The following is a 12,153-nucleotide window of genomic DNA, read 5'->3' as shown; positions in this document are numbered from 1 at the left end:
CAACGCCATGTTGCTCAACCTGTTCAATGAAATGCGCGCAGCCAAGGTGCCGGTCTCGGTGCGTGAGCTGCTGGACCTGATCAACGCGCTGAAACAGCGCGTGACCTTCGCCGACATGGACGAGTTCTATTACTTGTCCCGGGCGATCCTGGTGAAGGACGAAAAGCATTTCGACAAGTTCGACCGGGCCTTCGGTGCCTATTTCAAAGGGCTGGAAAAGCTCGACGATCATCTTCAGGCCTTGATCCCCGAAGACTGGCTGCGCAAGGAATTCGAACGTTCCCTGACCGATGAAGAGCGGGCCGCGATCCAGTCCCTGGGTGGCCTGGACAAGTTGATCGAAGAATTCAAGAAGCGCCTGGAAGAACAGAAAGAGCGCCATGCCGGCGGCAACAAGTGGATCGGCACCGGCGGCACCAGCCCGTTTGGCTCCGGTGGCTTCAACCCGGAAGGCATTCGGGTCGGCGATGCCGGCAAGCGTCAAGGCAAAGCGGTCAAAGTCTGGGATCAGCGCGAGTACAAGAACCTCGACGATTCGGTCGAACTGGGCACGCGCAATATCAAGGTCGCCCTGCGGCGCCTGCGTAAATTCGCCCGTCAGGGTGCGGCGGAAGAACTGGACATCGATGGCACCATCGACCACACCGCACGCGATGCCGGGTTGCTGAACATCCAGATGCGTCCGGAACGCCGCAACACCGTCAAGTTGCTGCTGCTGTTCGACATCGGCGGTTCGATGGATGCCCACGTGAAGATCTGCGAAGAACTGTTCTCGGCCTGCAAGACCGAGTTCAAGCACTTGGAGTACTTCTACTTCCACAACTTCATTTATGAATCGGTGTGGAAGAACAACATGCGTCGCACCTCTGAGCGCACCGCCACCCAGGACCTGCTGCACAAGTACGGCGCCGACTACAAAGTGATCTTCATCGGCGATGCCGCCATGGCGCCCTATGAAATCACTCAGGCCGGCGGCAGCGTCGAGCACTGGAATGAAGAAGCCGGGTACGTGTGGATGCAGCGCTTCAAGGAAAAGTACAAGAAGCTCATCTGGATCAACCCATATCCGAAAGACACCTGGGGCTATACCTCATCGACCAACATCGTGCGGGATTTGATTGATGACCAGATGTTCCCGCTGACATTGCGGGGGTTGGAGGAAGGGATGCGGTTTTTGTCCAAGTAATCTCGTTTGTCTGGACTGACGCCATCGCGGGCAAGCCCGCTCCCACAAGGATTAGCGTTGCTCACACATTTTGTGAGCACCATCTACCCTGTGGGAGCGGGCTTGCCCGCGATGCTTTAGCGGCCTAAAAACCGCCGCAAATACTCGACGTGTTCACGATGAGCCACATCCTGCACCACCGGCCTCAACTGCACCTTCGACCCCGGCAAACACTGCGCCAATCGCGCCAAGGCCAACGGCGTCAACGCCCCCAGTCGCGGATAACCACCAATGGTCTGCCGATCATTGAGCAGCACTATCGGCTGCCCGTCCGGCGGCACCTGGACCGCGCCCAGCGGGATGCCTTCGGAAATCATCGGCTTGCCCTGATACTGCAACGCCGTTCCCAACAGGCGAATACCCATGCGATCGGCGCGGCTGTCGAGGGTCCAGACGCTGTTGAACGCGTCAAACGAACTCTGTCCACTGAACTCGCCGATCTGTGCACCGAGCACCAGGTCCAGCGGCGCATCGAGTTTGAAATCCGGCACCTGTTCGGTTGCCAACTCTCGCAGCAGTAGCAGCGAGCTCCCCGAGTAGCTCAACTGCGCCTCTTTGGCCAACGCCCGACCCATGCCATCCAGCCCACCGAGCTCCTCACGGACCACCGTTGCGCTACTGCCCAACACCTTTGGCGCATCAAATCCGCCCGGGGCCGCCAAATAAGCCCGAGCGCCAAGCAGTGGCTGAGTGAATTGCAATTGCTGACCTTTGTTCAGCCTGAAACTGCGCCACGGCGCCAATGCCTCGCCATCGATTTGCGCCCCCAGATCCGCCCCGGCCAATGCCAGCACGCAATCTTCCTGAGCAACGACCGTAAACCCGCCGAGGGTGATTTCGATCACCGACGCATCCAGCCCATTGCCCAGCAGCCAATTGGCCCACGACATCGATCGCCAATCCGCTGCCCCGCCCTGGGTCACGCCCAGATGCCGCACGCCAAATCGCCCGGCGTCCTGCAACAGGCACAGCGGTGTACTTGCTTCAATCGTCAGTCGGCTCATGCCAGGGCCTCCAACGGCGTGTCATCACCGCCAAGGTTGATGAACTCGGCATGGCTGACCGCTTCGAAGCGCACGGTGTCGCCCGGTTGCATCAGGCTGTAACCCTCGCGCTCGCGGTCGAACAATTTGGCCGGGGTACGGCCGATAAGGTTCCAGCCGCCAGGGGACACCACCGGATAAGCCGCCGTCTGGCGTTCGGCGATACCAACACTGCCGGCAGCCACTTTTTTGCGCGGGGTATTCATACGCGGTGCAGCCAACACTTCCTCCACCAATCCCATAAAGGCAAACCCCGGCGCGAAGCCCAATGCGAACACTTGATACTCGCGCTCGCTGTGACGACGGATGACCTCTTCCACCGCTAATCCGCTGCGTTGAGACAGCAAGCTCAGTTCCGGGCCGACGCTCAGGTCATACCAGACCGGCAACACATGGCATTTACCGCTGGCCCGAGCGTTGGGCGACAGATCAATCAAGGCTTCAGCGATCAACTCTCGCGCCTGAGCCGGGTTCAGCGCCATCAAATCGTAATGCACCATCAGTGTCGTGTAGGACGGCACCAGATCGATCAAATGGCTGGCGAACGCTTCTCTCAGACGCTCGCTGGCCGCGAGCATCCACGGCATATTGGCTTCGCTGATTTCATCGAACAGACGCACCATCAGGCAATCCAGCGCCACCACTTCTACCCGTGGCTTCATGATGCACTCTGCTGATTCAAGGCTTCACGAATGCGCTGCACGGCGGCCACCGAACTGGCGTTGTCGCCGTGTACGCACAAGGTATTGGCCTGCAAGTGCAAGGCGCTGCCATCGCTGGCCGTGAGCATGCCACCGCGGGCAATGATCAGCGCCTGTTCAATGATCTTCTCGGGATCGTGATGCACGGCTCCCGGCAGTTGCCGCGAGACCAGTCTGCCGGCGCTGTCGTAAGCGCGATCGGCGAAGGCTTCGAACCACAGTGTCACGCCGTATTCATCGCCGAGTTGCTGCGCGGCACTGTTGTCGCGGGTCGCCATCAACATCAATGGCAGCGTCCGGTCGTAGGCCGCCACGGCCTGAATCACCGCGCGCAGTTGCGCCGGGTTGGCCATCATGTCGTTGTACATCGCGCCGTGGGGTTTGACGTAACTCACCCGCCCGCCCTGCGCCCGGCAGATGCCATCGAGGGCGCCGATCTGGTAATGCAACAGGTCCTGCAGTTCCTGGGCGGTGTAAGCCATGGATCGGCGACCGAACCCCACCAGATCCTGATAGGCCGGATGAGCGCCAATCTGCACCCCGTGGCTCAGGGCCAGGCTGACGGTCTTGCGCATGATGCTCGGGTCGCCGGCGTGGAAGCCACAAGCAATGTTGGCGCAGTCGATGAAGGGCATAACCTCGGCGTCCAGACCCATGGTCCAGTGGCCAAAACTTTCGCCGATGTCGCAGTTCAATAGCAGGCGGTTCACGGTGAACACTCCTGTAGGCTTTTATCTTCTTAGCTGAAGGACATATGCCCCTCAGATTATCAGTTACCGGATATTCGGTTATTGAGCGTCGAGTTGCTTGCCACGGGTTTCCGGCAGGCTCAGGGCCGCCAGGATCACCACCCCGTAGGACACCGCAGCGAAAGCCCCGATTCCCACACTCAGCGGCACCTTCTGGCTGAGCAAGCCGATCAGCAGTGGGAACAGCGCCGCCAATGCCCGACCGATGTTGTAGCAAAAACCCTGGCCCGAGCCGCGAATCCTCGTCGGAAACAGCTCAGTCAAAAACGCACCCATGCCGCTGAAGATCCCCGAAGCGAAGAAGCCCAAGGGGAAACCCAGCCAGAGCATCACACCGTTGCTGACCGGCAATTGGGTGTACAGCAGAACAATGGTGAACGAGCCGACCGCGAACAGAATGAAGTTCTTTTTACGACCGAGGATGTCAGTCAAATACGCGCTGATCACATACCCGACGTAGGACCCGACGATCACCATCGCCAGATAGCCACCGGTGCCGAGTACGCTCAAGCCCCGTTCGTTTTTCAGAAACGTCGGCAACCAGGAAGTGATCGCGTAGTAACCGCCGAGGGCGCCGGTGGTCAGGATCGAAGCGCGGATAGTGGTGAAAAGGATGCCCGGGGCGAAGATCTCGTAGAACTTGGCCGGGTTGCTTGGCTCTTGTTTAGCTTTGGCTTCGCGATAGATTTCCGGATCCTTGACCAAGCGACGGACGAAAATCACGAAGATCGCCGGCACGATGCCAAGGAGGAACAGAGCGCGCCAGGCGTCTTCCGGTGGGAGCACCGAGAACAGCAGCGCATACAGAATCGCCGTCAGTCCCCAACCCAACGCCCAGCCCGATTGCACCATGCCCACAGCCTTGCCACGGTCCTTGGCGCGAATCACTTCGCCAATCAGCACCGCGCCGGCGGTCCATTCACCGCCGAAACCGAAGCCCATCAACGTGCGGCTGATCAACAGTTGTTCGTAGTTCTGGGCAAAGCCGCAGAGGAAGGTGAAGAAGGCGAACCAGAGCACCGTCAGTTGCAGGGTGCGCACCCGACCGATGCGGTCAGAAAGAATCCCCGCCACCCAACCACCAATGGCCGAGGCGATCAGGGTGCTGGTGTGAATCAGCCCGGCTTCGCCAGTGGTAATGCCCCACATGGCAATCAGGGTCGGCACCACGAAGCTGAGCATTTGGGTGTCCATGCCGTCCAGGCCATAGCCGATCTTGCAGCTCCAGAACGTACGACGTTCCTGCTTGTTGATGTTGTGGTACCAATCGAAGGGTCCCGGGCGAGCCGTGGCTTTGGGAACGAGGGTGTCGGGCGCACTCATGGCAAGTCTCCGTGCAAATTTTATTGGTATTGTTCTGAGCCCCGACGACGCCTATCGTGGGAACCGGATGCGTCGATTTTTGGACGCTTGGCCCTGCTGCGTCCAACTAATAAAAACCCGGCCAAGGCATAAGAAAAAGTTGATCCCATGAATCTGAAGTTTCTCGAGACCTTTGTCTGGGTCGCCCGACTCAAGAGTTTTCGCCTGACGGCAGACAAACTCTTCACCACCCAGGCGTCGATTTCCAGCCGTATCGCCGTGCTCGAAGGCGAGCTCGGGGTGAAGCTGTTCCTGCGCGATTCTCGCGGCGTGAGCCTGACGCCCGAAGGCTTGAAAGTGCTCGAATATGCCGAGCAGATGATGGACACGATGCAGGCGCTCAAACACTCGATCGAGACGCGTTCGAGCAAGGTCGGACGGGTCCGGATCGGTGTCATGGACACCGTGATCCACACCTGGCTCAGCCCGTTGGTGGCGCAGATGATGGATCACTACCCGCTGGTGGAAATCGAGTTGGTGGCCGATACCGCGCTCAACCTCTGCGATCAGCTGCAAAAAGGCTTTCTCGACCTGATCCTGCAAACCGACCTGTTGCGCCAGGAGAGTGTGCGCAGCCTGGAGCTGGCCAGTCATCCGATGGGCTGGATCGTCGCCAGCAATTCCATCTACAACCGCGAATATTCGGGTGTCGCCGATCTGGCGCGGGAGCGGATCATTACCTATTCGAAAAATTCCCAGCCACACCAAGAGATTCTTGCCCTGATGCAGGCCAATGGCGTCATGGCGCCGCGGCTCAACTGCGTGAACTCGGTCTCGGCAATTACCCGTTTACTGCGCGATGGATTTGGCATCGGCGCGTTACCACCGGTGTTGGTCGCCGAGGAACTGGCGCGGGGGGAATTGACCTTGCTGGCCATCGATCAACGACCGCCAAATTTGCAGGTGGTGGTGTCGTGGCGGGTGGGCGTGGAATGGGTCGAAGAAATCGTGGCGTTGTGTCAGCAAGTCGTGGAGCGCTATGCGCATAAAGTGGGCGAGCAGTACATAATCTTGAGCAAACCATAGGCCCGAATCTGAAGGACATTCCCCAAACTCTAAATATGAACCACTATCATTTGCATTATTTTTTCAAGACGGTATTCTCTGCGCGCTTTCAGCTAATCAATTGTCCAGAAGGAGTCGGACCTGATGCGCGGCTACACGCAAAAACAGCAACAATTGCTCGCTCACTGGAGCGAAGCGCTTGGCACTCAGGCCTTCCAGTCCCATCGCATCACTCTCGATCATTTGAGCAATGCGCTGGAGCCCGCCGCTCAACGCTGTTTCCAACGCCTGATCCAGGCGCTATTTCGTGAAGATCTGATCAACCCCACCACCTGCGAATACGACGACTCTAGCCGTTGCTGGCTGCCACTTGGCGATGGCGCGCATCTTTGCTTCGAGCACTTGTCCGGCGGCAGAATGAACAGCTGGGACGTACGCGGTAGCATCGTCCTGCACACCCCCGACAGACTGCCCCACAAAATCCAGTTGCCCAGCGAACTGCTCGCTCATCTCAGCACTCAGCTCAACCCGCCAGCCTCCCCGCAGGTACTGGAGCGTCTGGCCCGGGAGCTGGATGACAGCTTCAGCAACGACACCCTTTGCCTGGCGTTTCATCATGGATGGACCGAGCGCCTGAGAGAGCAGATCGATACCGGGTACGACGACAATCTGCTCGCGTGGCTCAAAGCCGGCTCCAGCCACCAAAACCCTACGTCATTGCTTGAACAGTGGGGCACTCTCGGCCATCCGTGGCACCCGAACTACAAGACCAAACTGGGCTTGAGCGCCGCTCAGGTCATCGCTTTCTCGCCAGAATTCGAAGCGAGCTTTCCGATTGTCCTGTGCGCCCTGCACCGCCAGTACGCACACGTTGAAGCGCTGGCCGGCACCACCGATTACTGGGACTGGTGGCAAGGTCACTTCCCACAGGCCGCCGAACAATTGCAACGCCACTTGCAGCAACTGGGCCTGGACGCAAAGGACTACCTCCCGCTCCCGTCGCACCCATGGCAAGCCCATGAAGAACTGCCACATTCGTTCGCCAACGAGATCGCCGACAACCTGCTGATCGTCACTGACATTGTTGCTTTTACCGGCCACCCGACCATGTCCTTCCGCACGGTCCTGCCGCAGGCCAGTCGCACGGCACCGATGGTCAAACTGCCGGTGGCTCTGCGACTGACCAGCGTGCAGCGCACCGTGTCGCCGCGCTCCGCCCGGATGGGGCCGCGCATCAGCCAACTGGTATTGGATATTCTCGATCGGGAGCCGCAGATTCAGCGTCTGCTGAACATCGTTCCAGAGCGCATCGGCGTGCACTACGCACCACTACCGTCCGATGACGAGCGCTCCCGGCATGCTGGCGTGCTGTATCGCGACAACCCGCTTACCCTCCTGCAAGAAGGCGAGTTGGCGGTGCCGGTCGGCAGTCTGTTCGCCGTCAACGAATTCGAACAACCGTTGCTGCGTGATTGGGTAAGGCTGGCTCAGGGCAGTGACGACAGCGAGGCCATGTTGGCGTTCTTCGAGGATTACCTGTCGATTGCCGTACCGAGCCTGCTGGGCATTTACCTGATGTACGGCGTGGCGTTCGAAGCGCATCAGCAAAACAGTTTCATGGTGATGGGCGCTGACGGGCAGTTGAATCGGCTGCTATTGCGTGATTTCGGCGACGTTCGTATCGATCGCAAAACCCTGCACGCCAAGGGCCTGGATATCCAGTTGCACGATCCGAAAATGACCCTGTATGACGACGCAGGCTTTGTCCGTGACAAACTCCTGCACACCACCTTCATGTGCCACCTCGGTGAGCTGACGTTGCTTTGTGCCCGTCACTGGAATGTGCCGGAAAGTAGCCTTTGGGAGCGGTTGGCATCGCACGTTGCACAGTGCTTCGAGACCTTGCGCGAGCGCGTTGAGCCGGCACGTTGGGAAAGCGAGCGCCGGGCCTTGCTGGAACAGGATTGGCCCGCCAAATCGTTCATGCGCATGCGCTTGCTCGACAGTCATGCCGACATCGTCGGACGCCTGAGTAACCCGCTACGACCCAACACCCATGCTCGCTGACGGTCGCACCTTGCGACTGCTGATCGTCATCCAGTTTGTCTCCATGGGCGCGATGGAAATGAGCGGCCCGTTCTGGCCCTTGCAGATCCAGCATCTGCTCGGGCCGGAGGGCGCCGGCTACACCGCGCTGTTATCGGCGATGGTCTATGCCGGTCCGATGCTGGCGGCCATGCTCCTGACGCCCATGTGGGGCCGGTTGGGGGATCGCACCGGACATAAACCGATGATTGTCCGGGCGTTGCTGGCCCTCGCGCTGTGCCAAGGGTTGGCGGCCATCACTCTCGATCCGTGGTTGCTGGTGGGTATTCGCGTGATGCAAGGCGCATTGGCCGGTTTTCTCGCTGCCGCGCAAGCCTATGCCCTGGCCTGCTGCGACAGTTCCAGCCGTGGTCACACCTTGGCGCGCCTGCAGTCGGCCACCGCCGTCGGCTCATTGATCGGCCCAGTGCTGGGTGGCTGGCTGATGGACGTCTCGGGGTTTGCCCTGCTCTGTTATGGCGCGACGGCGATTTGCCTGCTGTGTGCACTGGGGAGTTTTTTCCTGCCGGCCGACAAGGCTAGGACTTCGAAGAAAAAAGCCGTTGAAGCGGTCGCCCTGCCCAAAGGCTGGCTCGGTGGAATCCTGTTGGTGATCGTGTTGATTCAGGCCGCGAAGATGATGCCGCAGTCGTTTTACGCGCTGTATGTCGCGAACATTCTGCATGCCCCAAGCTGGCTGATCGGCGCCACCTACGCGGCGAGCGCCGCGACCCTGGCCATTTCAGCACCGCTGTGGGGACGCCTGTTCGACCGCTGGCAGCCGGCCTACACGTTGCGCGTCATCGAAGGCGTGGCCTGGCTGTGTGCGCTGACGCTGTCGGCCACGGCATTGGCCAACGAATGGCTGGGGTTTCTCGTCAGTCGACTCGTCTGGGGCATCTGGCAAGGCGCCCTGCTGCCCGTCGCCTATGCCCTGATCGCCAACTCCATTTCCATCACCCAGCAGGGCTTCGCGCTCGGCCTCGGCAATAGCGCGGCAAAGGCTGGCGCTCTGCTCGGTGTCGTCCTTGGCGGGATCGGCATGGGCCTGGTTGGCCTGGCTCACAGTTTCTGGCTGGTGGCGCTGACCTACGCCATAGCCGCCATCGGGATCCGCTGGGTGCGCTCGTTAAACTCCGCGCCCGACCGCTCGACCTTATCGCCCCACACTTATCACAACTAAAAAAGACCACGTCATGATCCGAACCAAACTCTCTCTGCTGATCCCGCTGCTCGGTACCTTCAGCGCCCAGGCCTGGGCCGAGGATACTGAACAGCAACCCGGCACCTTGAACATGCAACCCACCGTCGTCTCCGCTACTCGCAGTGAAGCGAGCATTGCGTCGATTCCGGGCTCGGTCCAGGTTATCGACGAACAGCAGGTCCGTGAGCAGAGCGGCGCGGGTCGCCGGGTCTCCGACATTCTCGGACAATTGGTCCCCGGTCTTGCGCCGTCCAGCGGCGGGATGAGCAACTTCGGTCAGACCCTGCGCGGGCGCAACATGCTGGTGTTGATCGACGGCGTATCGCAGAACGCCACGCGCGACAACTACCGCCAGCTCAACAGCATCGCCCCGGCCAGCATCGAACGCATCGAAGTGATCTCCGGCGCCAGCAGCATCTACGGTGCCGGCGCTTCAGGCGGCATCATCAACATCATCACCAAGCGTAATCAGGGCCAGGACATTGCCTACAGCAGCAAACTGGGCCTGACCAGCGGCAACAACCTCAACCGCAAAGGCTTCGCCTACGAAGCCTTTCAGAGTGCGACGGGGCGCAAGGATGCTCTTGACTGGTACGTCTCCGCCGACCTGACTCAGCGTAACGATCAGTACGATGGCAACGGCAACCGCATCCCTCAGGACACTTCCCAGGGCAGCAACATGGATACCGAAACCTATGACCTGCAAGGTCGTTTCGGTTACGAACTGGATGCCGACAAAAAACTCAGCCTGTCGCTGCAGGACTACAAGGACCAGCAGGACACTGGCTACACAAAAGACCCGACAAACCGGCAGGAAGCCGTGGCAGTCAAAGGGCTGAAACTCGACGACCAGCCCTATACCCATAACCAGGCGGTCAACCTCAACTACACCGACAAGGACTTCTACGGTCAGGGCCTGCAACTGGAAAGCTACTGGCGCCGCGCCGATGCACTGTTCTTTCCAGACCTGTCGCGAGGCAGGGCCGGGATCTCCGACAACAACAGTGTGCAAGATGTCTACGGCCTGCGCGCGGCCATCGACACGCCGCTGCCGGCGATCGGGAGTGCCACGGGTAATCTGGTCTGGGGCGCCGACTATGATAATGAGCGCTCCCGCCAACGAGGTGATCAATACAGGCTCAACGGCCTGACCTACTCCAAGACCGGCACCACCTACGAGCTGGGCCCGGACATCGAAACCACCACCAAGTCGCTATTCGGGCAGATGTCCTGGGACATCGGTGACTGGACGTTGCGTGGCGGTGTGCGCCGTGAATGGATCGAAAGCGACGTCTCCGACAGCATCGCTTATGGTCAGATCGTCCAGACCGGCATACGCGCAACGCTGCCTGGCGACACCCTCAAATACGATGCCACCCTGTACAACCTGGGGGCGGTCTACCACCTGAGTGAAAACCAGGACGTCTTCGCCAATTACAGCCAGGGGTTTTCGCTACCGGATATCCAGCGCTTCATGCGTGATGTCAGCAGCACCTTCGACATTCAGACCCTCAACGCCCAAGCCATCAAGGTCGACAGTTACGAACTGGGCTGGCGCGGTAACTGGGATCAGTGGCAGGCCGATGTCACCGTGTACGAAAACACCTCGGACGTGACCCAGTTCTACGATGCCAATGATCGCGTATTGCGCCTGATCAACCAGAAAGAGCGAGTTCGCGGCATCGAAAACAGCCTGACCTACCGCGCGACCGATCACTGGTCGGTGGGTGGCACTTATGCCTGGGCCAAAGGCGAGACCGAGCAGAACGGCAAATGGATCGATCTGCCGGCTACGCGCATCTCACCGGCCAAGACCACACTGTTCGTCGGCTACACCGAAGACGACTACACCCTGCGCCTGCAAGGCATGCATTTGTCCAGTTACGACGCCGCCGCCAAGGACAACAACGGACGCGAGATCGAAGGTTATACGCTGGTGGACCTGCTCGGCTCCGTGCAACTGCCGGTCGGTCGTCTTGAAGGCGGCGTGTACAACCTGACCAACCGCACGTACCAGAACCTGTTCACCCAAGCCAACGCCAGAGCGCCGTACGCCAACGCCGAAGGCCGCACGCTGAGCATGAGCTACTCGGTGGATTGGTAAAAACAGGAGCCGGCTTGCCAGCGATGCGATCTGCCGGGCATACGTGTCGCGGCAATCGCCGGCAAGTTGGCTGTAGGAGCTGCCGAAGGTTCGGGCCGCGTTCGGACGATCTTTTGATCTTTTTCTTACAACCCGCGCACATCCCGGTCTTCAATCGGCCGGCTCTGGCGCAAACGCTTGCCGCCCAGCACCACCCAGTCGATCAGCCGGAACAGGCATTCGATGCCGAACGACAGCAGCAACGCACCGCTCATGCCCCAGATCATCGCTTCCGGCGTCAGCAGGATCTGGTAGCTGTAGCCATTCCAGGTTTCCTTGCGAATATCCGGATCGGCGGCCAGTGCAACTTGCAGGACGCGGATGTACCACGGGCCCTGCATGGCCTGGAATTGCTTGTCGAGGGCCAGTTGACGGGTGAGCAAGGTGCTCAGGCTGTCGGCATCGCTGCGAAAGATCGGGTCTTCGCTGGCCCGATAATGGGCCACGAGCGCCTGCATATCACCCTTGAAAAACTGATTGGCGGTGCCCTGAAAACCGCTCAGACCGGTCTGCGCCTCGATCAGATGCGCCTCGACCCGCTTGGCATAATCACTGATGAACCCAGGCACCTGGACACCGATCAACAGGCCTGCCGCGAACAACACCAGCCGAAGATAACTGAGCAACATGGGGGAG

At 59.9% G+C, this 12,153-nt stretch carries 10 protein-coding genes; 5 read left to right on the top strand and 5 right to left on the bottom strand.

Annotation, left to right across the window (positions count from 1 at the left end):
• The first annotated feature begins 7 nt into the window (after positions 1-7).
• On the top strand, positions 8-1,186 hold the full coding sequence (locus AC1RQB_RS09210) for a vWA domain-containing protein (protein ID WP_063342787.1): 1,179 nt from the start codon (positions 8-10) through the stop codon (positions 1,184-1,186).
• A 116-nt stretch (positions 1,187-1,302) separates the two neighbouring features.
• Here AC1RQB_RS09210 and AC1RQB_RS09205 read toward each other — a convergent pair whose 3' ends face one another.
• The 4 genes from AC1RQB_RS09205 to AC1RQB_RS09190 all read right to left on the bottom strand — a co-directional run bounded on the left by AC1RQB_RS09205 (position 1,303) and on the right by AC1RQB_RS09190 (position 5,041).
• The gene (locus tag AC1RQB_RS09205; protein ID WP_063342786.1) at positions 1,303-2,229 is read right to left on the bottom strand and encodes a 5-oxoprolinase subunit C family protein; all 927 of its coding nucleotides are present in this window, start codon (positions 2,227-2,229) and stop codon (positions 1,303-1,305) included.
• Positions 2,226-2,930, bottom strand: coding sequence for a 5-oxoprolinase subunit PxpB (gene pxpB / locus AC1RQB_RS09200; protein WP_063342785.1), 705 nt, complete (start codon positions 2,928-2,930; stop codon positions 2,226-2,228). The genes AC1RQB_RS09205 and pxpB overlap by 4 nt, the downstream gene beginning before the upstream one ends.
• Positions 2,927-3,679, bottom strand: a complete 753-nt coding sequence (locus AC1RQB_RS09195) for a 5-oxoprolinase subunit PxpA (protein ID WP_008067565.1) — start codon at positions 3,677-3,679, stop codon at positions 2,927-2,929. The genes pxpB and AC1RQB_RS09195 overlap by 4 nt, the downstream gene beginning before the upstream one ends.
• Positions 3,680-3,757: 78 nt before the next feature.
• Positions 3,758-5,041, bottom strand: coding sequence for an MFS transporter (locus tag AC1RQB_RS09190; protein ID WP_008067563.1), 1,284 nt, complete (start codon positions 5,039-5,041; stop codon positions 3,758-3,760).
• Between the two features lie 147 nt (positions 5,042-5,188).
• Here AC1RQB_RS09190 and AC1RQB_RS09185 point away from each other — a divergent pair, with 147 nt between their 5' ends.
• The 4 genes from AC1RQB_RS09185 (at position 5,189) to AC1RQB_RS09170 (ending at position 11,478) form a co-directional block, all read left to right on the top strand.
• A complete protein-coding gene (locus tag AC1RQB_RS09185) occupies positions 5,189-6,106 on the top strand; it encodes a LysR family transcriptional regulator (protein ID WP_008067561.1) in 918 nt (305 codons plus the stop codon).
• 123 nt (positions 6,107-6,229) lie between these two features.
• Positions 6,230-8,152, top strand: a complete 1,923-nt coding sequence (locus AC1RQB_RS09180) for an IucA/IucC family protein (RefSeq protein WP_063342784.1) — start codon at positions 6,230-6,232, stop codon at positions 8,150-8,152.
• Positions 8,142-9,353: an MFS transporter gene (locus tag AC1RQB_RS09175; RefSeq protein ID WP_063342783.1), complete on the top strand. Its 1,212-nt coding sequence runs from the start codon at positions 8,142-8,144 to the stop codon at positions 9,351-9,353. Before AC1RQB_RS09180 ends, AC1RQB_RS09175 begins: the two co-directional genes overlap by 11 nt.
• Before the next feature lie 13 nt (positions 9,354-9,366).
• Complete coding sequence (locus tag AC1RQB_RS09170) at positions 9,367-11,478, top strand: TonB-dependent receptor (RefSeq protein WP_063342782.1); 2,112 nt, start codon at positions 9,367-9,369, stop codon at positions 11,476-11,478.
• Between the two features lie 125 nt (positions 11,479-11,603).
• Here AC1RQB_RS09170 and AC1RQB_RS09165 read toward each other — a convergent pair whose 3' ends face one another.
• Positions 11,604-12,146, bottom strand: coding sequence for a DUF2937 family protein (locus AC1RQB_RS09165; RefSeq protein ID WP_008067554.1), 543 nt, complete (start codon positions 12,144-12,146; stop codon positions 11,604-11,606).
• Positions 12,147-12,153: the final 7 nt, after the last annotated feature.

The organism is Pseudomonas sp. GW822-FHT02E03 (assembly GCF_058802325.1).
This window is presented reverse-complemented; position numbering and strand designations above follow the sequence as displayed.

Coding starts and splice junctions, on each gene's coding strand:
- AC1RQB_RS09210 (WP_063342787.1), top strand. CDS start 8: ATGTTGCTCAACCTGTTCAATGAAATGCGCGCAGCCAAGGTGCCGGTC.
- AC1RQB_RS09205 (WP_063342786.1), bottom strand. CDS start 2,229: ATGAGCCGACTGACGATTGAAGCAAGTACACCGCTGTGCCTGTTGCAG.
- pxpB (WP_063342785.1), bottom strand. CDS start 2,930: ATGAAGCCACGGGTAGAAGTGGTGGCGCTGGATTGCCTGATGGTGCGT.
- AC1RQB_RS09190 (WP_008067563.1), bottom strand. CDS start 5,041: ATGAGTGCGCCCGACACCCTCGTTCCCAAAGCCACGGCTCGCCCGGGA.
- AC1RQB_RS09185 (WP_008067561.1), top strand. CDS start 5,189: ATGAATCTGAAGTTTCTCGAGACCTTTGTCTGGGTCGCCCGACTCAAG.
- AC1RQB_RS09180 (WP_063342784.1), top strand. CDS start 6,230: ATGCGCGGCTACACGCAAAAACAGCAACAATTGCTCGCTCACTGGAGC.
- AC1RQB_RS09175 (WP_063342783.1), top strand. CDS start 8,142: ATGCTCGCTGACGGTCGCACCTTGCGACTGCTGATCGTCATCCAGTTT.
- AC1RQB_RS09170 (WP_063342782.1), top strand. CDS start 9,367: ATGATCCGAACCAAACTCTCTCTGCTGATCCCGCTGCTCGGTACCTTC.
- AC1RQB_RS09165 (WP_008067554.1), bottom strand. CDS start 12,146: ATGTTGCTCAGTTATCTTCGGCTGGTGTTGTTCGCGGCAGGCCTGTTG.